26 protein-coding genes are annotated in these 20575 nt (G+C 55.7%); 19 read left to right on the top strand and 7 right to left on the bottom strand.

All coding sequences use genetic code 11. The annotated features are described in order from the left end of the window. The first annotated feature begins 82 nt into the window (after positions 1-82). From BD01_RS07835 to BD01_RS07805, 7 genes are all read left to right on the top strand, one after another. Entirely contained in the window at positions 83-1387 is a 1305-nt protein-coding gene (locus BD01_RS07835; RefSeq protein WP_042691697.1) for a bifunctional L-myo-inositol-1-phosphate cytidylyltransferase/CDP-L-myo-inositol myo-inositolphosphotransferase, read from the top strand. A gap of 69 nt (positions 1388-1456) precedes the next feature. Then, the gene (locus tag BD01_RS07830; protein WP_042691695.1) at positions 1457-2767 is read left to right on the top strand and encodes an RNA-guided endonuclease InsQ/TnpB family protein; all 1311 of its coding nucleotides are present in this window, start codon (positions 1457-1459) and stop codon (positions 2765-2767) included. A gap of 107 nt (positions 2768-2874) precedes the next feature. Continuing rightward, positions 2875-4023 carry an inositol-3-phosphate synthase gene (locus BD01_RS07825; protein ID WP_042691692.1) on the top strand — a complete coding sequence of 383 codons (1149 nt, stop codon included), beginning with the start codon at positions 2875-2877 and terminating at the stop codon, positions 4021-4023. Between the two features lie 46 nt (positions 4024-4069). Then, positions 4070-4663, top strand: coding sequence for a DUF4443 domain-containing protein (locus tag BD01_RS07820; RefSeq protein ID WP_042691690.1), 594 nt, complete (start codon positions 4070-4072; stop codon positions 4661-4663). A gap of 4 nt (positions 4664-4667) precedes the next feature. After that, positions 4668-5309, top strand: coding sequence for an orotidine-5'-phosphate decarboxylase (gene pyrF / locus BD01_RS07815; RefSeq protein WP_042691687.1), 642 nt, complete (start codon positions 4668-4670; stop codon positions 5307-5309). After that, positions 5300-5818 carry an RNA-binding protein gene (locus BD01_RS07810; RefSeq protein ID WP_042691685.1) on the top strand — a complete coding sequence of 173 codons (519 nt, stop codon included), beginning with the start codon at positions 5300-5302 and terminating at the stop codon, positions 5816-5818. Before pyrF ends, BD01_RS07810 begins: the two co-directional genes overlap by 10 nt. Before the next feature lies 1 nt (position 5819). Then, positions 5820-6272 (top strand): adenylyltransferase/cytidyltransferase family protein, encoded by a 453-nt coding sequence (locus BD01_RS07805; RefSeq protein WP_042691683.1) that lies wholly within the window; start codon positions 5820-5822, stop codon positions 6270-6272. A gap of 57 nt (positions 6273-6329) precedes the next feature. On the opposite strand, the gene BD01_RS07800 is transcribed toward BD01_RS07805, so the two are convergent. The 4 genes from BD01_RS07800 to BD01_RS07785 all read right to left on the bottom strand — a co-directional run bounded on the left by BD01_RS07800 (position 6330) and on the right by BD01_RS07785 (position 8934). Continuing rightward, a complete protein-coding gene (locus tag BD01_RS07800) occupies positions 6330-6656 on the bottom strand; it encodes a hypothetical protein (RefSeq protein WP_042691681.1) in 327 nt (108 codons plus the stop codon). Then, positions 6643-7413, bottom strand: coding sequence for a ParA family protein (locus BD01_RS07795; protein WP_042691678.1), 771 nt, complete (start codon positions 7411-7413; stop codon positions 6643-6645). Before BD01_RS07795 ends, BD01_RS07800 begins: the two co-directional genes overlap by 14 nt. A gap of 27 nt (positions 7414-7440) precedes the next feature. Further along, on the bottom strand, positions 7441-8676 hold the full coding sequence (gene ftsZ / locus BD01_RS07790) for a cell division protein FtsZ (protein WP_042691675.1): 1236 nt from the start codon (positions 8674-8676) through the stop codon (positions 7441-7443). A 66-nt stretch (positions 8677-8742) separates the two neighbouring features. Next, entirely contained in the window at positions 8743-8934 is a 192-nt protein-coding gene (locus BD01_RS07785; RefSeq protein WP_042691673.1) for a ribbon-helix-helix domain-containing protein, read from the bottom strand. Between the two features lie 159 nt (positions 8935-9093). On the opposite strand from BD01_RS07785, the gene cgi121 reads away from it, so the two are divergent. From cgi121 to BD01_RS07765, 4 genes are all read left to right on the top strand, one after another. After that, positions 9094-9501 (top strand): KEOPS complex subunit Cgi121, encoded by a 408-nt coding sequence (cgi121, locus tag BD01_RS07780; RefSeq protein ID WP_051482186.1) that lies wholly within the window; start codon positions 9094-9096, stop codon positions 9499-9501. 88 nt (positions 9502-9589) lie between these two features. Beyond that, entirely contained in the window at positions 9590-10768 is a 1179-nt protein-coding gene (locus BD01_RS07775; RefSeq protein WP_042691671.1) for a pyridoxal phosphate-dependent aminotransferase, read from the top strand. 9 nt (positions 10769-10777) lie between these two features. After that, on the top strand, positions 10778-11041 hold the full coding sequence (locus BD01_RS07770) for a TMEM165/GDT1 family protein (protein ID WP_042691669.1): 264 nt from the start codon (positions 10778-10780) through the stop codon (positions 11039-11041). Positions 11042-11052: 11 nt separating this feature from the next. Beyond that, positions 11053-12246, top strand: coding sequence for an MFS transporter (locus BD01_RS07765; protein ID WP_042691667.1), 1194 nt, complete (start codon positions 11053-11055; stop codon positions 12244-12246). On the opposite strand, the gene BD01_RS07760 is transcribed toward BD01_RS07765, so the two are convergent. Beyond that, on the bottom strand, positions 12243-13343 hold the full coding sequence (locus BD01_RS07760; RefSeq protein WP_042691665.1) for a TRM11 family SAM-dependent methyltransferase: 1101 nt from the start codon (positions 13341-13343) through the stop codon (positions 12243-12245). The genes BD01_RS07765 and BD01_RS07760 overlap by 4 nt on opposite strands. A gap of 69 nt (positions 13344-13412) precedes the next feature. On the opposite strand from BD01_RS07760, the gene BD01_RS07755 reads away from it, so the two are divergent. From BD01_RS07755 to BD01_RS07745, 3 genes are read left to right on the top strand one after another with little or no spacing between them, the layout of a single operon-like run. Then, positions 13413-14714, top strand: a complete 1302-nt coding sequence (locus BD01_RS07755; RefSeq protein ID WP_042691663.1) for a hypothetical protein — start codon at positions 13413-13415, stop codon at positions 14712-14714. Beyond that, positions 14668-14949 carry a hypothetical protein gene (locus tag BD01_RS07750; RefSeq protein ID WP_051482185.1) on the top strand — a complete coding sequence of 94 codons (282 nt, stop codon included), beginning with the start codon at positions 14668-14670 and terminating at the stop codon, positions 14947-14949. The genes BD01_RS07755 and BD01_RS07750 overlap by 47 nt, the downstream gene beginning before the upstream one ends. After that, on the top strand, positions 14949-15377 hold the full coding sequence (locus BD01_RS07745; protein ID WP_042691660.1) for a secondary thiamine-phosphate synthase enzyme YjbQ: 429 nt from the start codon (positions 14949-14951) through the stop codon (positions 15375-15377). Before BD01_RS07750 ends, BD01_RS07745 begins: the two co-directional genes overlap by 1 nt. Here the strand turns inward: BD01_RS07745 and BD01_RS07740 are convergent, their stop codons facing one another. After that, positions 15378-15935: an Era-like GTP-binding protein gene (locus BD01_RS07740; protein WP_042691657.1), complete on the bottom strand. Its 558-nt coding sequence runs from the start codon at positions 15933-15935 to the stop codon at positions 15378-15380. Positions 15936-15984: 49 nt separating this feature from the next. Here BD01_RS07740 and BD01_RS07735 point away from each other — a divergent pair, with 49 nt between their 5' ends. The 5 genes from BD01_RS07735 (at position 15985) to wtpC (ending at position 19879) form a co-directional block, all read left to right on the top strand. Beyond that, positions 15985-16293 (top strand): hypothetical protein, encoded by a 309-nt coding sequence (locus BD01_RS07735; protein WP_042691654.1) that lies wholly within the window; start codon positions 15985-15987, stop codon positions 16291-16293. Between the two features lie 2 nt (positions 16294-16295). Further along, positions 16296-16853 carry an HD domain-containing protein gene (locus BD01_RS07730; protein ID WP_042691651.1) on the top strand — a complete coding sequence of 186 codons (558 nt, stop codon included), beginning with the start codon at positions 16296-16298 and terminating at the stop codon, positions 16851-16853. Between the two features lie 171 nt (positions 16854-17024). Beyond that, positions 17025-18071, top strand: coding sequence for a tungstate ABC transporter substrate-binding protein WtpA (gene wtpA, locus BD01_RS07725; protein ID WP_042691648.1), 1047 nt, complete (start codon positions 17025-17027; stop codon positions 18069-18071). 34 nt (positions 18072-18105) lie between these two features. Beyond that, entirely contained in the window at positions 18106-18858 is a 753-nt protein-coding gene (gene wtpB, locus BD01_RS07720) for a tungstate ABC transporter permease WtpB (RefSeq protein ID WP_042691645.1), read from the top strand. Then, a complete protein-coding gene (gene wtpC, locus BD01_RS07715; RefSeq protein ID WP_042691642.1) occupies positions 18845-19879 on the top strand; it encodes a tungstate ABC transporter ATP-binding protein WtpC in 1035 nt (344 codons plus the stop codon). Before wtpB ends, wtpC begins: the two co-directional genes overlap by 14 nt. Here the strand turns inward: wtpC and tsaA are convergent. Continuing rightward, positions 19851-20507 (bottom strand): tRNA (N6-threonylcarbamoyladenosine(37)-N6)-methyltransferase TrmO, encoded by a 657-nt coding sequence (tsaA, locus tag BD01_RS07710; protein ID WP_042691641.1) that lies wholly within the window; start codon positions 20505-20507, stop codon positions 19851-19853. The genes wtpC and tsaA overlap by 29 nt on opposite strands. Between the last annotated feature and the right edge of the window lie 68 nt (positions 20508-20575).

The following is a 20575-nucleotide window of genomic DNA, read 5'->3' as shown; positions in this document are numbered from 1 at the left end:
GAAAGCTTTAAATTACCTGCGGTTAATTTAATCTTGGTTCTCTTGATGGGGCCTCTTTGAGGGCCTTAAAAAGGTGATGCCGATGACTCCAAAAACGGCAGTGATTCTCGCGGCAGGCCTTGGGACGAGGATGGGCGGAAGGCCAAAGGGCCTCGTTAGGGTTGCCGGAAGGGAGATTCTGTACCGAACGATGCACCTCCTCCAGAGGAACGGCGTTGAGCGCTTCCTAATCGTCACCAACGAGCGGTACGCGCCCCTTTACCGCGAGTTCGTTGAGAGGAACGGCTTCAACGCCGAGCTCGTGATAAACCCCGAGCCCGAGAAGGGCAACGGTCACTCACTCCACCTCGCCAAGGGCCACCTCTCCGAGCGGTTCGTCCTCGTCATGAGCGACCACGTCTACAGCGAGGCCTTCGTTGCGGAGGCCATAAAGGGAAACGGTCTCATAGCGGACCGAAGGCCGGGGTGGATTGACGTTGACGAGGCGACGAAGGTTAAGGTGAAGGACGGCAGGGTCGAGCGAATCGGGAAGGGCCTTAAAGAATGGGATGCCGTGGATACGGGCTTCCTCGTCCTCGATGAAGGGATTTTCAAAGTAACGGAGGAGCTTGAAAACGAGAGGAACGGCGACTACTCCCTCAGCGAGGTTGTCGAGCGCGCTGGGCTTCCGGTTACCTTCGTTGACGGCTTCGGCTGGACCGACGTGGACACGCCGGAGGAGCTCAAGAGGGCCCGAAAGATGCTCATCTTCACGGCCGTCAAGGGGACCGGCGACGGGTTCATCAGCCGACACCTCAACAGGAAAATCTCGACGAGAATCAGCTATCTCCTCGTTGAGAAGGTCACTCCAAACCAGATGACGGTCGTCACCTTCGCCCTCGGCGTGCTCTCGGCCTTCCTAACGCTCGTCAGCCTGCCTTTAGCTGGAATCCTCTACCAGCTGAGCTCAATCCTCGACGGCGTTGACGGCGAGCTCGCAAGGGCCCAGCTGAGGACGAGCAGGCTCGGTGGCTACGTGGATTCAATCCTCGACCGCTACGTTGACGGCTCTTTCCTCGCGCTCCTTGCTTACTCAGCTTTGAAAGAGCCCCTCTGGTATCTGGTCGCGCTCTTAGCTCTGCTCGGTTCGGTCATGGTGAGCTACTCGACCGAGCGCTTTAAGGGGGCCTTCTGCAGGGACGCATATCGGGAAGTTCCCGCCCTCAGAAAGCTCCCCGGGAAGAGAGACGAGAGGGTCTTCCTGACGATGCTGTTCCTGCTCGTTCCTTCGGGCCTCGCAGTTAGGGCGCTCTTCGCGCTCCTCGCAGTCCTGACGAACCTCCGCGTCGGGGCGACGGTTTACTTTATTCTTTTGAATGCCTCGTCCTTTAGGGCGGGGATGCAGTAAACAACCCAACAGTCTTTAAGCGAGAAAGCGACACTCTTTTAAAGCCTAAAATTCATACTACACTTTAGAATGAAGAGAACTGTAACGCTTAAACTCCAGCCCTCAAAAGAGCAGGCGAAAACCCTCCACCAGTTAGCGGACACTGAAGCTAAAGTCTGGAACCAAGTAAACTATCTTAGACGACAACAATTCTTCAAAGAGCAAATCGTGGACTTTAACAAGACTGAGAAAACCGTTTATGATGAGTTTAAGCGGGAAATCGGCTCTGCAACCGTTCAACAAATATGCCGCAAAAACGCCGAGGCTTGGAGAAGCTTCTTCTCACTCCTCCGGAAGAAGCGGAACGGAGAACTTCCCAACTGGCTTAAGCCCAAACCACCAAACTACCTCAAAGAAAACGGGAGGAGGAAACCATTAATCGTTCTCAGAAACGACCAATACAGGATTGAAGGGAATAAGCTCATTCTAAAGGGTCTTGGAAAGTTCAAACGTCTCGAAATCCAGTTCAAGGGTAGAATACACCTGAAGGGGAAGCAGGGTCGCTTAGAAATCATCTACGACCCCGTAAAGCGGAGATGGTATGCTCACGTAAGCCTCGCAGTCGAGGAAAAACTTGAGAGTGGGGAGTGGATTAAACTCCCAAGAACTCCAAGAGGAAACCTCTCTGCAGGAATTGACTTGGGAGTGAACAATCTCATGGCCGTTTATGTGGAAAACGGGGAAAGCTTCCTCGTGAATGGAAGGCCTTTGAAGAGCATTGACTTCTACTGGCGGAAGAAGATTGCTGAGTATCAGTCGAAACTCAACAAGAGTGGAGCCAAAACGAGTAGAAAACTCAAGAGAATGCACGAAAAGGCCAAACTTCAAGCAAAGCACTACATTAACACGGCGGTAAGACAAACGGTTAAGAAGCTCTACGAGTCGGGAGTTAAGAGAATTGTCGTCGGCTATCCAAAGGGAATAGCTCGGAATTCTGATAAGGGCAAAAGGCAGAATTTTATCCTTTCTCATGTTTGGCGGTTTAATTACGTCATTAAACGCTTGACAGAAGTTGCTGAAGAGTATGGTATCTCTGTTGAAGTTGTGAATGAGGCTTTCACTTCTAAGCTTTGCCCCGTTTGCGGGAAGCCCCACGAGGGGGCTCGCTTTGTTAGAGGATTGTTTAAGTGTCCCGTGACGGGGCTTATCTTTAACGCGGATTTAGTTGGAGCTTTCAACATTTTGAGGAAGGTTGTGACGACCATAACCCCGAATCTGAGCGGTTTGTACGCTCAGAGGAGGGGTAACTGGCCGAAGACCCGGCCAGAGGGGTCGAAGACCCACTTTTTAGTGGGTTTGAATGAAACCCCTCAAACCTCCCCGTCATTAGTGAGGGATTAACCCTCCAGAGCGGGGAGGAGGTCAGCTCATATCCAGAAAGGTTTCGCGACCAAAAACTATTTAACCACTGTAAAATATTTGAGAACAACGAAAAGGAGGTGGGTGAAATGGTCAGGGTTGTTATACTCGGCCAGGGTTACGTTGCAAGCATATTCGCGAGCGGTCTTGAGAAGGTAAAGGCCGGAAAGCTCGAGCCCTACGGCGTCCCGCTGGCGGACGAGCTCCCGATTAAGATTAAGGATATCGAAATCGTCGGTTCCTACGACGTTGACAAGGCCAAGGTCGGCAAGGACCTCCACGAGGTCGTCAAGGCCTACGACCCGGAGGCCCCGGAGAGCCTCAAGGGCATCACCGTCAGAAAGGGAATACACCTCGGAAGCCTCAGGAACCTCCCGCTCGAGGCTACCGGTCTCGACGACGAGATGACCCTCAGCGAGGCTGTCGAGCACCTCGTCAACGAGTGGAAGGAGCTCAAGGCAGAGGTTTTCGTCAACGTCTGCACCACCGAGGCCTTCGTTCCCTTCGAGAAGAAGGAGGAGCTTGAGAAGGCCATCGCCGAGGACAGGAAGGACAGGCTCACAGCTACCCAGGTCTACGCCTACGCGGCCGCCAAGTACGCCAAGGAGGTCGGCGGTGCGGCCTTCGTCAACGCGATTCCAACGCTTATAGCCAACGACCCGGCCTTCGTCGAGCTCGCGAAGGAGAGCAACCTCGTTATCTTCGGCGACGACGGAGCCACCGGCGCCACCCCGCTGACGGCTGACGTCCTCGCGCACCTCGCCCAGAGGAACCGCTACGTCCTCGATATAGCTCAGTTCAACATCGGCGGAAACCAGGACTTCCTGGCTCTCACCGACAAGGAGCGCAACAAGAGCAAGGAGTTCACCAAGAGCTCCATCGTCAAAGACCTCCTCGGCTACGACGCCCCGCACTACATCAAGCCGACCGGCTTCCTCGAACCCCTCGGCGACAAGAAGTTCATCGCCATGCACATCGAGTACGTCAGCTTCAACGGCGCCCACGACGAGCTCGTCATAACTGGAAGGATAAACGACAGCCCGGCTCTGGCAGGTCTGCTCGTCGACCTCGTCAGGCTTGGAAAGATTGCCGTCGAGAAGAAGGCCTTCGGAACGGTTTACGAGGTCAACGCCTTCTACATGAAGAACCCGGGACCGAAGGAGATGCACAACATCCCGCGCATCATTGCCCACGAGAAGATGCGCATGTGGGCCGGACTCCAGCCCAAGTGGCTCTGACGGCAAGCTTTTAACTCCCTTTTCCTACTTTTCTCGGTGGGTGAGAATGAGCTGGAAGAGGGGAGCGTATCCTGAGTTCACGATTGAAGACGCGGTTGCGGTTCTGTTCCTGATGAAGAATCCCGTCGGAAGAAAGACGATTTCAGAGCTCCTTGGCATCGGAGAGGGGAGCGTTAGAACGCTTTTGAGAAAGCTCTCAAGGATGGAGCTCATAGAGTCCTCCCAGAGGGGCCACGCCCTCAGTGAGAAAGGCAGAGAGCTCGTTGAGAGGCTTTCCTGGGCCTTTTCGGAGGTTCACGCGGTTGGAAGGGTTGAGGGCTTTCCGGCCTACGCCCTAATCGTCAGGAAACCTCCTGAGTTCAAGAGCATCGAGCTTCGCGATGAGGCAATAAGGTTCTTCGCCAAGGGTGCGATGATTCTCGTCGTTAAAAACGGGGAGGTAGTTTTTCCGGAGGACGGCAGGCCCCTGCGGGAGACCATGCCTGAGCTGGCGGAGAAGCTCTCCGTTCTTGGGCCTGATGATGGAGACATGGTCGTCGTTACCTGGGCCGAGAACCCGGCCGACGCCATGAAGAGCGCCTATCACGTGGCGGTTTTCCTCAAGGACGTTCCCGATGAGATAAAGTCCCTCGTGAGGTGAGTCGATGGCCGAGAGCAGGCTTATCCTTGCCCTTGACGTCTACGAGCGCGAGAGGGCCCTTGAGATAGCCCGCGAAACGGCGGACTACCTCTGGGCGATTAAGGTGAACTGGCCCCTCATCATCGGTTCCGGGCTGGACATAATCCCCGAACTCAAGGAGGAGACCGGTCTTCCGGTCATAGCCGACCTCAAGCTCGCGGACATTCCCAACACCAACCGGCTGATAGCGGGGAAGGTTTTCGAAGCGGGGGCGGATTACATCATAGCGCACGGCTTCGTCGGGAGCGACAGCGTTGAGGCGGTTATGGAGCTCGGGAAGACGATAATCGTCGTCGAGATGAGCCATCCGGGGGCGAGGGAGTTCATACAGCCCGTGACGGATAGGTTAATAGAGCTCGCCAACCGGCTCGAGCCCTTTGGGGTCATAGCTCCGGCCACGAGGCCAGAGAGGGTAGCCTACATCCGTTCAAAGCTCAAGCCGGGAATCAAAATCCTAACCCCCGGAGTCGGGGCGCAGGGTGGAAAGGCGGGCGAGGTTTTAAAGGCCGGTGCCGACTACATCATCGTGGGCCGTTCGATTTACGCGAGCGATAACCCGAGGGAGAGCGCGAGACAGATTTACGAGGAGGTGAGAGCGTGGAGCTGAAGGTCAAGCATCCCCTCAGCAAGAAGGAGGTAAAGGCCATAATCCGCGAGATGGCCGAGATTTTCGGCGAGGAGATAGCCGAGAAGATGCTGAGCAAGAAGGACCGCGTTGAGGTCGCCGAGTTCGACAAGACCACCGAAATCCTCCTCGTCAACGGAAAGCCCTTCTTCATACGGAGAAAGGGCCTGATTTTCCCGCTTGTCATAGCGCTCTACGAGCTGTCCAACGAGGAGGACTTGAGGAAGTGGCCGAGGCGCGTTGTCGTTGACGAAGGGGCGGTTCCATACATCATCAACGGCGCCGATGTCATGGCCGCGGGCATAGTTGACGCCGATGAGAACATCCGGGAAGGCGACTTCGTCTTCGTGGTTGAAGAGCAGTACGGAAGGCCACTCGCGATAGGCATAGCCCTCATGAGCGGTAAGGCGATGAAGGAGAAGCCCAAGGGGAAGGCAGTGAAGAACATCCACCACGCCAAGGATAAAATCTGGAACGTCACGGTGGGATGAGATGGGGGAATCTAAAGGCCGGAGAATCCGCGTTTTAGCCGGTGGAGTCTTTGATATCCTCCACGTCGGTCATATACACTTTTTGAAGCAGGCGAAAGAGCTGGGCGATGAGCTTATAGTCATAGTAGCCCACGACGAGACCGTCAGGAGAAACAAGCGGAGGAACCCGATAAACCCGGCCGAGGACAGGGCTGAACTGCTGAGGGCGATAAAATACGTGGACGAGGTTTACATCGGCTCGCCCGGCGGGATAGACTTCGAGCTCGTGAAGCGCATAGACCCGGACGTTATAGCAATCGGCCCGGACCAGAACTTCAACTGCGAGAAGCTCAAGGAGGAGCTGAGGAAGCACGGCATAAACGCTGAGGTAATACGAGTTCCCTACCTCTACAAGAGCGACCGGGCGAAGACGAGCAAGATAATAAGGAGAATAGTCGAGGAGTTCTGCGAATGATTTGAGGGCTTATTTTATTTGCCCTGATTTAACCTCACCCGGGGTGGGGCCCTGAGTTCAGGGTCTCAGTTTTGAGATGTAATCACGAAGGAACTCGGGGTCCTCCCTCTTCACGGCGCTTAAAAGCTCCTCGAACTTCTTCTCCCCAAGGGCAAGGCGGAGGTAGTAGTAGAGGTTGACAGCATCTTCAACGATGGCGCTCTGCCTCCTCCCTTCCTCGGCGTAGAGCTGGATGAGCTTCATGTTCATGTCCCTGCTGACGTAAAGGGTCTTCTGCATCTTCTCCTTCTTCAGGTTGCGCTCCTTCTTGGGCTTCGGCTTCGTCGGCTTCGTGAGCTCGTCTATCGAGCCGTCAAAGAGCTTTGGAATTTTATCCCTCGGCAATCTCAACCACCTCTTTCGCGAGCTTTAGGAAGGCCTTCGCGGCGCGACTCTTGCCGTCGAACTCGAATATGCTCTTACCTTCACTCTGGGCCTTCTCAAGGGCTATTGCCTTTGGAATCGTCGTGAGTATCGGTGCGTCCGGGTAGGTCTCCTTGAGCTCCTTGAGGCGGAGCTTCGGAACCTTGGTCTGCTTGGTGAACTTGTTGGGAACCAGTCCGAGCAGTTTGAGATTCTCGTTGGTCTCCTCGCGAATCATCCTCATGAGGTTGAACATGAGCTGCATTCCTATGACACCGAAGTAGCTGAGCTCGAGCGGGATGAGCACGTAGTCGGAAGCGGTGAGCGAGTTGACGAGGAAGATTCCCATGCTCGGCGGGTTGTCTATTAGAACGTAGTCGTAGTCCGGCAGAACCGGTAGTAGGGCCTTCTCAAGCCTCCTCTCGCGGTTGTAGGCGTTGATTATCTCGATTTCCTTGGCCGAGAGGTTTAGGTGGCTCGGAATGAGGTCGAGGTTCTCCCGGACGCTTATCAGGCTCTCATCAATTTCGCTCTCCCTCGTCATCAGCGTTCCGACGTGCCTTTCGGCGTAGTCGAGAACCCTCATTCCGATTAAACCAAAGGTCAGGTTGAACTGCGGGTCAACATCAACGAGCAGGACGCGTTTTCCCATATCGGCCAGTGCGTAGCCGAGGTTCATCGTCAGGGTTGTCTTCCCGACTCCCCCCTTCTGATTGGCAACGCTGATTACCACTGCCATGGTTTTCACCCGAATGAGTTAAAAGAGTCAGGAAAGGTCCTCGAAGTCGTCAAGGACCCTGCTCACGTAGGGTGGAAGCCCGCCCTTCGGTTCCTCCCTCCTGGCTATGGTCTTGTAGAGCTTGTCCTCAAAGGACTCAAAGGTCTTCTTGGGCTTTGCGGGCAGGAGGGACTCCTTTGGTGCGAGCTGGAGTGCCGTTTCGCCTCCAAGAATGTGTGGGCTCTTGACGCCGGTCATTATCACCATGGCCCTGACCATCTTGCCCATGTCCTCGTCAATCCTTGCTCCCCACTTGATTTCGCTCTTCTCGCCGAGCTTCTCGTAGACGATGTTCATTGCCTCGTTAATCTCGCCAAGGCTGACGTCCGGGCCGACAGTGAAGTGGACGAGTGCCTTCTCACCGCTTCCGTACTCGACGTCGAGGAGCTTGTTCTGGAGGGCGTTCTTGACGGCATCAACGGCCCTGTTGCTCGAATCGCTCTCGCCTATTCCAATCAAAGCCGCTCCACCGTTCTTCATGACGCTGTAAACGTCCGCGAAGTCGATGTTTACCATCGACGGGAGCTTAATCGTCTCGGTTATGCCCTTGACCATCCTGGCTATTATCTCGTCGGCGAAGCGGAAGGCCGCGTTTATTGGGAGCTTCGGAACGAGCTGGAGGAGCTTGTCGTTCTCGATTATTACAACGGTGTCCGAGTAGTAGAGGAGCGCCTTTATTCCCGCCTTGGCCTTCTCAATCCTCAGCTTGCCCTCGTTCTTGAACGGGAACGTTACAACGCTCACGACAAGGGGCTCCCTAAACCTACCGTTGTGCCTGGCGCGCTCCTTAATGACCCTCGCCACAACAGGTGCCGCACCGGTTCCGGTTCCGTTGCCCATTCCGGCGGTTATGAAGACGAGGTCGGCGTCGCCGATGGTCTCGGCAATCTCGTGGGCGCTCGCCTCGGCCGCGCGGTAGCCTATCTCGGGGTCTCCGCCGGAGCCCTTACCCTGCGTTATCTCCTTACCGAGGAGGAGTTTTTTATGGGCCTTCGCGTGCTTCAGCGCCTGCGCGTCGGTGTTCATCGCTATGAGCTCCGCCCCCTGGACGCCGAGCTCGTACAGGCGCGTTATGGTGTTGTTGCCGGAGCCACCAACACCAACTATAACAATCTTTATCAGGTCGTCGTCATCCTCCATGAGGCTCTCTTCCATCCTTGGCTTCTTTGGCTCGTCGTCGAGGTCTATCTTTATTCCCGCCTGCTCAAGCAGTTTAAACACCATCGCCCCAACCCCCAGCGTTGAGTGTGAGCTGATTTTATTCCTTATTTTAGGCCTTATTCAAGCGGCTTATTTTATAATGTAGTCAGGCGTTGAGCGGTTTTCGGTCTCAAGGCGGTACAGTTCCTTTTTTAGAAGCTCGCGAATGGCCTCTCGGATGATTTCACTTCTGTTGGGATAGACACCCTTCTTAACAAGCTGGTCCATAGCGTTTATGAGGCCCTGCGGAAGTTGGACACTTATGATTCTCATCCTGCTCATTCCTGCACCACCACGTCCATTGAGCCGCTGGGATAGGTAGTGATTAATTAGTTAAATACTTTGTGCTTCTGTGTTAATATTCTTATATTATCTTTTTCAAAAGTTTTTTGAAAAACCCTTTTAAGGTAGTGGTCTAAACGAAAAGACGGTGGTTCAGAAGTGATTCGCGTAACGGATGGGGTCTTCATTGCGAGGGTCTCGGTTCGAAACGTTGAGGAGGTCATCCCTTACCTTGGGGGAAACGTTCAGCTGGTCAATACTGGCTGTTGGAAGGCCGTTGCCTTCGCATCGATACTCGCTCTGAGGGCATTTGAGCGGGGAACCAACCACGCGAAGACCCTTGGTGGAGAACTGCTCCTCCGCCTCGCCGGAACGCTCCAGATTAAGGACGCAATCAAACAGGTAGGTGCAAAGCCGGGTGAGAACTTCCTGGTGGTCTTTGGGAGTGAGGATGACGCGAGGAGGATTCTTGAGGAACTGGGGCTGGAGGAGCTCCCCCTCGATGACTGTCCCGATGAAATCGCGAAAACTTTTTTTGAAAAATCGGCTCTCGTCGAAGTTTTGTAGGTAAAACCGGCCTTTTTTCAACGTTCAGTTAAGGATAGATTTATATACCGCCCCTTTCACACCCCCGCAGTGCCCGGGGGGATGAGGAATGCGCTACAAGAAGAGAAAATACTTCCTCGCCGGAAGGATAAACATAATCCAGCGCTCGAAGATTAGGGAGCTCTTCGAGAAGGCCTCGAAGATGGAAAACGTTATCTCCCTCGGAATCGGCGAGCCCGATTTCGACACGCCCGAGGTGATTAAGGACGCCGCGAAGAGGGCCCTCGACGAGGGCTACACTCACTACACGCCCAACGCGGGTATTCCCGAGTTTAGGGAGGCCATAGCGGAGTACTACAAGGACTTCTACAAGGTTGATGTTGATATTGACAACATCCTCGTCACCGCTGGCGCTTACGAGGCTACCTACCTCGCCTTTCAGAGCATCCTTGAGCAGGGCGATGACGTTATCATCCCGGACCCTGCCTTCGTTTGCTACGTGGAGGACGCCAAGATAGCCGAGGCCGGAATCATCAGGATTCCCCTCCGCGAGGAGCACAAGTTCCGCCTCAACCCTGATGAACTCGTCGAGGCGATAACGAAGAGGACGAGGATGATTGTCATCAACTACCCCAACAACCCGACCGGAGCCGTTATGAAGAAGTCCGTCGTCAAGGCCATAGCCGACATAGCCCAGGATTACAACATCTACATCCTCAGCGACGAGCCCTATGAGCACTTTCTCTACGAGGGGGCAAAGCACTACCCGATGATTAAGTACGCTCCGGACAACACGATTCTCGCGAACTCCTTCTCGAAGACCTTCGCCATGACCGGCTGGCGCCTCGGATTCGCCATAGCCCCTAAGCAGGTCATCAGGGATATGATTAAGCTCCACGCCTACGTCGTCGGTAACGTTACGTCCTTCGTCCAGATTGCGGGCATAACTGCACTCCGCGACAAGAGGAGCTGGGAAGCCGTTGAGAGGATGAGGCAGGTCTACGACGAGAGGAGGAAGCTCGTCCTCAAGTACCTCAACGACATGCCCCACCTGCAGCCCTTCAAGCCCAAGGGAGCGTTCTACATATGGGTCAAGATTGACCCCGAGCTCGATATGACGAGCGAGGACTTCGCGGACTGGCTCCTCGACAACGCGCGCGTCGTGGTCATTCCGGGAACGGCGTTCGGAAAGCAGGGCGAGGGATGGGTCAGGATAAGCTACGCGACCGAGAAGGACAAGCTCATCGAAGCTATGGAGAGAATGAAGGAGGCCCTCTCCAAGCTGTGAGGTGGTTCGATGGAAAATCTCATCGCCGTCTTCGTTGCCATCTTTTTGGCCGAGCTCGGGGATAAGACACAGCTGACGACGATAGCCTTCGCATCCAAGTACGGCTGGAAAACTGCTTTTCTCGGTGCAATCCTCGGGCTCGCGGCCGTTAATTTCATCGGTGCCCTGCTGGGGGATGCCATCGGGGACGTCCTCCCGATGGAACTGATACACAAAGGCGCCGGGGTGCTCTTCATAGTCTTCGGCGTCCTGATGCTGCTTGGAAAGCTCTAGGGGTGGTTGTCATGGACAAGAGGTGGTCAACGGTATTGATTAACACACTTCTCGTTGCTTCGGGCTTTGGAACGATGCACATGCTCGAGAAGTTCAAGAACGCGGTTTTGACGCACTACGGCATCACCGAGGCAATGATGGGCTACCAGCAGACCGCTTACGTCGTCGGCCTCTTCGTCGCGTTCCTCCTCGGCGGAACGAGCCTCTTCAAGGGCTCCTTCAAGAGGAGTGTGGCTTTAATCGTCAGCTTCGCCGCGATTCCGCAGTTCCTGATTCCCTTCATGCCCAGCTGGTGGGGTGTGGTAGCGCTCCGCTTCTTCCAGGGCTTTATCGTCGCTCTCATAGCGGTCTTCAGCAACCAGATTGGAAGACTCTTCGTGGCCGAGAGGCCCTTCGCCAAGGGTGTAATCCTGTCCGGAATCTTCTGGGGTGGAATCTACGGCATAAATCTCGCCAAGTGGGCTGGTGGAAGCGACGCGAGCTGGTCATCGGTCAGGGAAGCCTTCCTAATCTCGGCCGTACTCATGTACGTCATGCTCGCAATCTGGTGGCTCTTCGTCGAGGACTTCGAGATTCCCAAGGAGAAGCACTCCTCGGGGGTCAACGTCTGGAAGATGCCCTTCACCTGGGTCTTCGGTTTCACCTTCTTCCCGGCCCTGTGGATTATCTTCACCCTCGGCTCCTTCACGCTCCACAACGTGGAGTTCAGCGACTCCCAGGTGGCAAACCTCGTTATGACCCTTGAGGTCTCGATGGGTCTCTGGTCAATAATCATGGGCTACCTCGGCTACCGCCTCTCGGTTAAGAACACCAGCAACCGCGGTCTGTTCAAGGCCATCGTCAGCGTCATGACGCTCTCCTACGCGGTAACCTTCGTGGGACTCTTCCTCGTCTGGAAAGCCATAAGCGCAAACGACTACACGCTGGCACTCCTTGGAATAGCGATAACCGGAATCGTCCAGGGAACGGGTCCTGCCTTCTGGACGACGGCTCCAGCGGCCTACCCGAAGGAAATCTACCCCGAGGCCAGCTTCGCCCTGGGACTCATCTCGAACTCCGCCAACGCGGTAGCCCCGAACGTCATGTTCGTCCTCGTGCACAGCGTCACGACGGGCATGATAATCTACCTCGGCATGGCTCTGCTCGGAATACTCCTCCTGCTGGCTTCGAGCAGGATGAGGCTCCCCGTCGAGGAGCTCTCTTAACTCCTTTTTCTTATTACGTGGATGTCCCTAACTAAGCGGTGCCTTTCTTCGTAGTCGAGGTGCCTCGATAGAACCTCGAAGCCCAGTTTTCCGAGCCACTTCCGCTCCTTCCGGTAGATGCTCCCGTCCCTCAGTCTGTATGCAGGGAAGACGAAGACGACCCTCCCGTTCCTCTTGAGCACATCGCTAAAGCTATCGAAGACTGAAAAGTACAGCCTGTCCAGCTCGTTGGCAAGCTTTATAGCCTCGCCCCTGCCAGGGTTCCTCTTTAAGGGCTTCCCGAGGTAGGGTTCGGTAACTATCGCGTCAAAGCGCTCGCGGAAACAGCGCTTCAGCTTCCTCGCGTCGCATACCTCTATCCTCGCCGAGTTCCTGAGCCTGAACTCTTTTCTGAGCCACTCGATGTTCCGCCTCGCTTCCCTCACTCTCTCTGGGTCGCGGTCGCTCCCGTAAGCGGGCAACCCCTGGAGGACGAACTCCTGAAGGACCGTCCCGATGCCGCAGAAGGGGTCGAGGAAGAGGCCCTTTCTTACCTCGGTGAGGTTCACCATTATCCTTGCCAGCCTCGGCGGAATCGAGAGGATTGGCCTCTGAACCGGTCTTTCCACGTCGAGCTTCTTCAGCTCGAAGGGGTCGGTAACCTTGACCGTCTCGCCCACGAGGAAGCTCCCGTCGTCGCGGAACAGGAAGACAATGTCTTTGACCTCTGGAAAACCCTTCAGAATCAGCTCGGCAGGCATGGAGTAGACCTTTGCCGGCTTGAAGAACTTTGCCGGGCCTTCCCTCTTGAACTCCCTCTTTACGGCGCTCCCCAGCTTCCGCCAGAGCCTCCAGTCGTCCCTTCCGTAGAGGCTGACCGTGAAGAGCTTGGCGTATTCGAGGTCCTTTATCGCTTCATCGCCTTCTCCGACGATTCTCACGAGCTTGAGCGACCCGCCGAGCCAGCGGAAGTGCCTCTCTATTGAAGGTTTTGACTCGAAAACAATCCAGTTTTTTCCTTCCTCGATAGGTTTGACCTTTAGACCAAAACGTCTCGCGAACGAGAAGAACTCCGCCCTTCCCAGCTCGGGATTCTTGCCTAATATTACTCCATACATGGATTGCGCTTTGGGTAAGCTTTTAAAAAGCTTCCGAGTAAGTCAAACAAGCCTGAGCCGGTGGTTGCAATGCTCGTCGTTGAGGTGCTTGAATCAGCGGGGGATATCCCAGACCCCTACGTCAGGGCTGTCACCTATGCGAGAATAGGTGAGGAGCTCGCGAGAAAGGGCCATCCCCTCTACAAGCGCGCCTTTCTCAGCGCCTTCGAGTCCCTGACGTCAATAGATGACCCGTTCAAAATGCTCAAGGTCCTGCTCTCAATCGGCGTCTCCCTGGGCAGGGCGAGGATTAGAGCATATCGGAAGGTGTTCGCGCGGGTCTTCTCGGAGTCCCGGGATTTAAGCCCTCTCCAGCGGGACGAACTCCTCAAAACGGCCTCCCTGGCACTTCTAACCCTTGGGGATGTTGGGGAAGCGATAACCTTCGCCGTCGAGATATCCGACGCTAAGCTCAGGCAGTCAACGCTCGTTTCCCTCGTCCGGGGAATCTCACGCTCCCTTGAGGTGAACCCGATTAAGACGGCCTACAGGCTCAGGAAGATACGGCTGGCCCTTGAGTACATCACCGACGAGCCCTACCGCTCGAAGGCGCTCCTTGAGCTCTCAAAGGCGCTCGTTGCCCTCGGCAGTTACGAGGGGGCCTTTTCAGCCGTCCGCGAAATGGGCTCCCGCGAGTGGGCCAGGCAGGCCTTCAAGGAGCTGGCATTCAGGCTGAGTGAACTCGGTGTCATAGAGCGGTACGTTGACTCCTTTACCGCCCTCACGGAGGAGCTGTCCGAGAAGTTCGGTGAGAACTTCATATCGGAGCTTTCAACGGCCCTTGCCCTCGCCGGCAGGGGAAAGCTTGCCGTTCACCTGCTCCGTAAGCTCGGCGATGAAAGCCTCTTTGAGCGCGTTGCCCTCGACCTCCTCGACAAGAATCCTTCCGCCATAGGGGATTTCCTGAGCGCCCTGAACGAGGGTGAATCCTCAAGGGTCGGCAAGGCCCTGATGAACCGCATCCTTGAGGAGCCGACGCCGGAGAAGAGGGAGTTAGTGAACACGATAGCCCGCTTCGCCCGCTCCGAGGAGGTCTGGGCGAAGGTGGCGCGCTTTTACATCCTCACGGGCGACGTTGAGTCTGCGAGGAGGATAGGCCTCGCCCTCCAGAGTCCGAGGCTCCGCTCCGTTGTGATGGCCGACGTTGCCCACCACTACCTCAAGCGCGGTGACGTTGAGAAGGCGATAGACACGGCCCTTGAGGTCAGGGATAGGCGTTTTGCCTCACTCCTCATGTCAGAAATCCTCATAAAGGCCCTTCACGAAGAGTTAAAGGGGTTGGAGAATGGAAAGGCTCAGGTCGCTGGTGGGAAGGCGAGAAAACAGGCTTGACTTCCTCAGGGATTTGGTCTCACTCCTTCTGTCAAGGGAGGAACTCTACTCCAACGATGCCCTCTTTAGGGACGCCGTTGAGGAGGTTTACTCCATTCTGAAATCGGAGGTTCGCGCCGGCAAATTCGAGCTCCTCAACGCCTACGAGACGGCGGTGGTTTTAAGGGCCGTTGCCTTCAATGAGAACCTTGATGTTCAAGCCCTGCTGAGGAAACTCCTCGCCGAGATGGGGTGATGGATGTGCTGTACGAGATAAGTATCGAGACGAGGGAGCGCTGTCAGGTTGTTGACATAACGAATGAGGTCCAGAGACTCGTTTACCGCTCCAAGGTAAAGCACGGCATAGCCGTCGTCTTCACCCACCACACGACGACGGGCCTCTTCATAAACGAGTACGAGCCGGGCCTAATCGAGGACATCAAGGCCAAGATGGCCGAGCTCGTGCCGATGGGGGCCGGCTACGCCCACGACAGGATTGACAGGAACGCGCACGCGCACATAAAGGCGAGCATCTTCCTCAACCCCGAGGTTGTCGTCCCCATAGACCAGGCTGAGCTCCACCTCGGAACCTGGCAGAGGATTCTCTTCGTCGAGCTCGACGGGCCGAGGCACAGGAAGGTCTACGTCATGATATGCCCCTGTCCAGAGTTCCCGGAGGAGTGATTAGACGTACATCGCCATGTGGGCAATCCTTTCAAGGAGCTCGTTGAAGCCCTCGTAGGTAACCAGCGATAACGCCAGCGGCTCCTGCTCCAGCCTCTTCTTTATGATTTTCCTGAGCTCTTCCACGCGCTCCCTTGGAACGAGGTCAATCTTGTTGATAACCACGATTATCGGCTTGTCGTAGCGCATCTTGAGCATGTGGTGGAGCTTCTCCATGCCCCTGTGAAGGCCGACGGTCGCGTCGACCATGTGGATTATTATGTCCGCCGAGACTATCTCGTCTATGAGCTCCCTGAACTTCTCCTCGCTGAGGACCTTCCCGCGGAGCTCAAGCCTCGGGTCGAAGAGTCCTGCCGTGTCTATGAGCACGAACTCATCTGCCCCTCCAAAGGGGTTCTTCATGCCCTTGGGTATCTTCAGCTTTCCAAAGCGCCTCCTCACGAGCCCCTTCGTCGTCCCGGGCAAATCCTCTACCTCGCTCACCTTCCCGCCCACGAGTGCGTTCATGAGGGTTGATTTGCCGACGTTTTCGGCACCGATTATCGCAACCTTTATCATCTCTTCACCCCCTAATTCAACTCAGCGGTTGAATTTAAAGGTGATTGGCATGAGGCGCGTCAAGCTCGGTCATCACTATTACTACGTCGTCACCCCCGATGACCTGAACGGGAAGCTGAGGGGCAAAAACGTCGTCCTCGAAGGCGAAATCGAGGACAAGCCCGTCATCGAGTTCCTGCCGATGGAACTGCCGAGCTGGAGGACGACCTTCAAAATCCACGGGGTAAGGGTTGACTTCGCGGGGAGTCCCTGCATAGGGAAGGGCGACACCGTTAAGGTCTACGGTCGCTTCCTCGGCGACGCGATAATAGCGACCGCCATCGAGACCGAGAGGGCCCTCTTCACGACGGAGGAGTGAGCATGCTCGACCTCCTAATCGAGCTCGGCAACCTCAAGAGGCTCCCAAGGACGGGCTGGCTCCTCAGGGGCGTTCCAAACCCGGAGAGCGTGGCCGAGCACAGCTACCGCGTCGCTTTAATAACTCTCTTCCTCGCGGACGAGCTGAAGGCGAAAGGGGTCGAAATCGACGTCGAGAAGGCCCTGAAGATAGCGCTCCTCCACGACGTCGGCGAGTCGAGGATAACCGATATCCCGAAGACGGCCCAGTACTACCTTGACAAGGGCAAGGCCGAGAAGAAAGCGGTTATGGAACTGTTGCTCTCCTCCCCAGAACCGAAAGAGTACTTCAAACTCTGGCGCGAGTACGAGGAGGAGTCAAGCCTTGAAGGAAAGCTCGTGAAGTTCGCCGATAGGCTGGAGATGCTGATTCAGGCCTACGAGTACGAGAAGGCCGGCTTCAGGAACCTCGACGAGTTCTGGGGAACTGTGAAGAAGCTCCGCGAGAGCGAGTTCTACTCCTATTTCCGGGAGCTCGTTGAGGGGCTCGTTGAGATGCGGGAGAAGTTGCATCGTGGTTAGTTCGCGGTGCAACAATTGAACCTTTTGAATCTTCATTATAATCCCGGGTCGAAACCTGATAAAAGGTTTCGTTGGGGCGTTAATTCACGAAAACACTTCCGTTTACGTTAACAGTCCTGTTTGCGCATAACGTTTAAATACACGGTTTTGCCCATTCATTTGGTGGTTTCAATGCGGAGGACGGGTCTGGCTTTAATCGCCCTGCTGGTTCTATCCCTGGTTGCCTCCGGGTGCATCGGTGGTTCTAATGACTCCGGAAGCTCTGGGAGCTCCCTCAAGGAAGAGACGCTGATAATCTTCCACGCGGGCTCGCTGAGCGTCCCGTTCAAGCAGCTGGAAGACGAGTTTGCGAAGTACGCCGAAGAGAACCTTGGAGTTAAGGTAACCTTCCAGGACGAGGCCAGCGGTAGTGTCGCGGCGGTGAGGAAGGTCACCGACCTCGGGAAGAAGGCGGACATAGTTGCCGTCGCAGACTACACCCTCATCCCCCAGCTCATGGTGCCAAACTACACGGACTTCTACGTCCTCTTCGCGACCAACGAGATAGTCATAGCCTTCACCGAGAAGAGCAAGTACGCCGACGAGATTAACTCCGACAACTGGTACGAAATCCTCGCGAGGCCCGGCGTCACCTTCGGCTTCTCCGACCCCAACCAGGACCCCTGCGGCTACCGCTCGGTAATGGTCATGAAGCTCGCGGATTACTACTACGGCAAGCCCATATTTGAGACCCTCGTCGAGAAGAACACCAACATCTACTACAACAGCTCCCTAATCGTTGCTCCGAAGGAAATCCAGGTGAAGAACGACAAGGTCGTCATAAGGCCGAAGGAAACCGATTTGACGGGCCTCGTCGAGAGCGGAAGCCTCGACTACTTCTTCATCTACAAGAGCGTCGCCGAGCAGCACCACCTGAAGTACATCGAGCTCCCCAAGGAGATAAACCTCAAGGACTTCAAGATGGCCGACTACTATGGAAAGGTGAGCATATACATCGGTTCTACTGGAAAGGTCATCAAGGCCAAGCCCATCGTCTACGGCGTCACAGTTCCAAAGGACGCGCCCCACAGGGAGCTTGCGATGGAGTTCCTCAAGTACCTCCTGAGCGAGAAGGGGAGGGACGTCTTCAAGGCCAACTACCAGGACTTCATCTGGCCGCCGATAGCGTTCGGCAACGTCCCCGAGGAGATAAAGGACGAGGTGAAGGTTGAGGGGTGAGCTTTTTATTCTCCCTTCCAATTTGGGGATGGCCATGAGGCGCGACTACACCCTCTACTTTTTCGCGTCGCTGGGAAGCTTTCTAATCGTCTACATTGCCCTTCCGTTAGTGGTTATCTTCGCCAAGCAGCTCTCGGACTTGGGGATGCTGGTCAAGACGCTCCACGACCCCTACGTAACCGAGGCCCTCAGAAATTCCCTCCTGACGGCGACCGCCACGGCGCTGATAGCGCTTCTCTTCGGCGTCCCCCTCGGCTACGTTCTGGCCAGAAGGGATTTCCCGGGAAAGAGCCTCGTTCAGGCCCTCGTTGACGTCCCAATCGTAATCCCCCACTCCGTCGTCGGCATAATGCTCCTCGTCACCTTTTCGAACGCCATACTCGACAGCTACACCGGCATAATCGCGGCGATGCTCTTCGTTTCGGCGCCGTTCACGATAAACGCCGCGCGCGACGGCTTTTTGGCTGTGGACGAGAAGGTTGAAGCCGTCGCGAGAACCCTCGGCGCTTCCCGCTTAAGGGTCTTCTTCTCGGTCTCCCTGCCGATAGCCTTTCCCAGCGTTGCGAGCGGGGCCATAATGACGTGGGCTCGAGCCATAAGCGAGGTTGGAGCCATACTCATCGTCGCTTACTATCCAAAGACCGCCCAGGTTCTCGTCATGGAGTACTTCAACAACTACGGTTTAAGGGCTTCGAGGCCGATTTCGGTTATACTCATCGCGATAAGCCTCACGATATTCGTCCTGCTCCGCTGGATTGTCGGGAGGAGTGCCAATGCTCAGGGCTGAGGGAATCTCCAAGGACTGGAAGGAGTTCCACCTCAGGGATATAACCCTCGAGGTTAAAGAGGGCGAGCACTTCATAATCCTCGGGCCCAGCGGTGCGGGAAAGACGGTTCTCCTTGAGATAATCGCGGGGATAATAGAGCCGGACTCGGGGAGGGTTTACCTCGGCGGGAGAGACGTTACGGACCTCCCGCCCGAGAAGCGCGGTTTAGCCTACGTCCCCCAGAACTACGCTCTCTTTCCCAACATGAGCGTCTACGACAACATAGCCTTCGGCCTTAAGGTCAGGAAGGTGCCAAAGCCCGAAATAGAGCGCAAAGTGCGAGAAATCTCCGAGGTTCTAAAGATAGAACACCTCCTCCACAGAAAGCCGAGGACGCTGAGCGGTGGGGAGCAACAGAGGGTAGCTTTAGCGAGGGCGCTCGTCGTCGAGCCACCTTTAATCCTCCTCGACGAGCCCTTCGCGAACCTCGACGTCCAGACGAGGGCGAAGCTGTTAACCGAGATGAAGCGCTGGAAGCGAGAGCTGGGCTTCACAGCTCTGCACGTGACTCACTCCTTTGAGGAAGCCATAAGCCTCGGCGACCGCGTTGGGGTGATGCTCGACGGCAGGCTCGTTCAGGTTGGTAAGGTCAGGGACGTCTTCTCAAGGCCGGTGAGCGAGGAAGTTGCTCGCTTCCTCGGCTTCGAGAACATAATTGAGGGAATCGCCGAAGGGAGAAAGCTCAGGGTCAACGGCGTTGAGATTGAGCTTCCGGTCGAAGCTAAAGGAAGGGTCCGGGTCGGCTTAAGACCGGAGGACATAATAATCTCGACCGAGCCAATAAGGAGCTCCGCCAGAAACGAGTTTAAAGCGATTGTTGAGTCAATCGAGGAGCTCGGCCCGCTCGTGAGGGTTCACCTTTCCCTCGGCGATATAATCCTTACGGCCTTCATAACCCGCTCATCGATGCTCGAACTCGGGATAGAGAAGGGAAAGGAGGTCTACGCCAGCTTCAAGGCGAGCGCGCTCCACGTGTTCTGAGCTTGTCCCTTATCTCCACCGGCAGGCTCTCGTAGACCTCATTGAGGGCATCGATGAGCTCGACAAGTTCTTTAGCCGTCAACGTCGTCGTCTTCGGGCCGATTTCGAGTATCAGCGCGTCGTATTCCTCCGGCGAAACCTCCTCAAGCTCGTCCAGATGCTCGGCTTTCCTCGGGATTATGTTCACCTCTCCAATCATTCTACCTGCCCTTATCTCGGCCTCCCGCTCCTCTATCGGCACTTCCTTGGGGCAGTCGTAGCGCTCGACGAAAATCTTGATGTCCACCACCGGCGTTCCGTCGAGGGCGTCAATCTCGTCTATGTAGAGCCTGCCCTCCTCGATGCGGTGAATTCTGACGGTGTAAAGAGCTATTGGATTCGGCCTGTAGGGCGAGCGCGTGGCAAAAACGCCGGTGAGCGGGTTCTTTGGGTTCCCGTAGGGGTGCACCTTGAGGATTCTTCTCCTTGCGGGCGTGTCGCTCCCGTGGAACCAGAGGACGAGCTTGACCCAGTCACCTTCCCTGAGGCCCTCCGTTGCCTCCCAGAACTCGGGCAGGATTTCGATGTGCGTTTCCGGTTCCTTCCTCACGAAGCCGACGGGGGTTATTTTGAAGGGTTCGAAGTTCATGGGCATCACACTTTGTACTCCTCCTGCACGACTTATAAATCCAAATACTCCGTAACTTTTAAAAATGG

It is taken from the genome of Thermococcus nautili, from assembly GCF_000585495.1.
Classification (GTDB): Archaea; Methanobacteriota_B; Thermococci; order Thermococcales; family Thermococcaceae; genus Thermococcus; species Thermococcus nautili.
This window is presented reverse-complemented; position numbering and strand designations above follow the sequence as displayed.

What these genes read in the sequence shown, in the direction of transcription:
- BD01_RS07835 (WP_042691697.1), top strand. Translation starts at nt 83, where the DNA reads ATGACTCCAAAAACGGCAGTGATTCTCGCGGCAGGCCTTGGGACGAGG.
- BD01_RS07830 (WP_042691695.1), top strand. Translation starts at nt 1,457, where the DNA reads ATGAAGAGAACTGTAACGCTTAAACTCCAGCCCTCAAAAGAGCAGGCG.
- BD01_RS07825 (WP_042691692.1), top strand. Translation starts at nt 2,875, where the DNA reads ATGGTCAGGGTTGTTATACTCGGCCAGGGTTACGTTGCAAGCATATTC.
- BD01_RS07820 (WP_042691690.1), top strand. Translation starts at nt 4,070, where the DNA reads ATGAGCTGGAAGAGGGGAGCGTATCCTGAGTTCACGATTGAAGACGCG.
- pyrF (WP_042691687.1), top strand. Translation starts at nt 4,668, where the DNA reads ATGGCCGAGAGCAGGCTTATCCTTGCCCTTGACGTCTACGAGCGCGAG.
- BD01_RS07805 (WP_042691683.1), top strand. Translation starts at nt 5,820, where the DNA reads ATGGGGGAATCTAAAGGCCGGAGAATCCGCGTTTTAGCCGGTGGAGTC.
- BD01_RS07795 (WP_042691678.1), bottom strand. Translation starts at nt 7,413, where the DNA reads ATGGCAGTGGTAATCAGCGTTGCCAATCAGAAGGGGGGAGTCGGGAAG.
- ftsZ (WP_042691675.1), bottom strand. Translation starts at nt 8,676, where the DNA reads ATGGTGTTTAAACTGCTTGAGCAGGCGGGAATAAAGATAGACCTCGAC.
- BD01_RS07785 (WP_042691673.1), bottom strand. Translation starts at nt 8,934, where the DNA reads ATGAGCAGGATGAGAATCATAAGTGTCCAACTTCCGCAGGGCCTCATA.
- BD01_RS07775 (WP_042691671.1), top strand. Translation starts at nt 9,590, where the DNA reads ATGCGCTACAAGAAGAGAAAATACTTCCTCGCCGGAAGGATAAACATA.
- BD01_RS07770 (WP_042691669.1), top strand. Translation starts at nt 10,778, where the DNA reads ATGGAAAATCTCATCGCCGTCTTCGTTGCCATCTTTTTGGCCGAGCTC.
- BD01_RS07765 (WP_042691667.1), top strand. Translation starts at nt 11,053, where the DNA reads ATGGACAAGAGGTGGTCAACGGTATTGATTAACACACTTCTCGTTGCT.
- BD01_RS07760 (WP_042691665.1), bottom strand. Translation starts at nt 13,343, where the DNA reads ATGTATGGAGTAATATTAGGCAAGAATCCCGAGCTGGGAAGGGCGGAG.
- BD01_RS07755 (WP_042691663.1), top strand. Translation starts at nt 13,413, where the DNA reads ATGCTCGTCGTTGAGGTGCTTGAATCAGCGGGGGATATCCCAGACCCC.
- BD01_RS07750 (WP_051482185.1), top strand. Translation starts at nt 14,668, where the DNA reads ATGGAAAGGCTCAGGTCGCTGGTGGGAAGGCGAGAAAACAGGCTTGAC.
- BD01_RS07745 (WP_042691660.1), top strand. Translation starts at nt 14,949, where the DNA reads ATGGATGTGCTGTACGAGATAAGTATCGAGACGAGGGAGCGCTGTCAG.
- BD01_RS07740 (WP_042691657.1), bottom strand. Translation starts at nt 15,935, where the DNA reads ATGATAAAGGTTGCGATAATCGGTGCCGAAAACGTCGGCAAATCAACC.
- BD01_RS07735 (WP_042691654.1), top strand. Translation starts at nt 15,985, where the DNA reads ATGAGGCGCGTCAAGCTCGGTCATCACTATTACTACGTCGTCACCCCC.
- BD01_RS07730 (WP_042691651.1), top strand. Translation starts at nt 16,296, where the DNA reads ATGCTCGACCTCCTAATCGAGCTCGGCAACCTCAAGAGGCTCCCAAGG.
- wtpA (WP_042691648.1), top strand. Translation starts at nt 17,025, where the DNA reads ATGCGGAGGACGGGTCTGGCTTTAATCGCCCTGCTGGTTCTATCCCTG.
- wtpB (WP_042691645.1), top strand. Translation starts at nt 18,106, where the DNA reads ATGAGGCGCGACTACACCCTCTACTTTTTCGCGTCGCTGGGAAGCTTT.
- wtpC (WP_042691642.1), top strand. Translation starts at nt 18,845, where the DNA reads ATGCTCAGGGCTGAGGGAATCTCCAAGGACTGGAAGGAGTTCCACCTC.
- tsaA (WP_042691641.1), bottom strand. Translation starts at nt 20,507, where the DNA reads ATGAACTTCGAACCCTTCAAAATAACCCCCGTCGGCTTCGTGAGGAAG.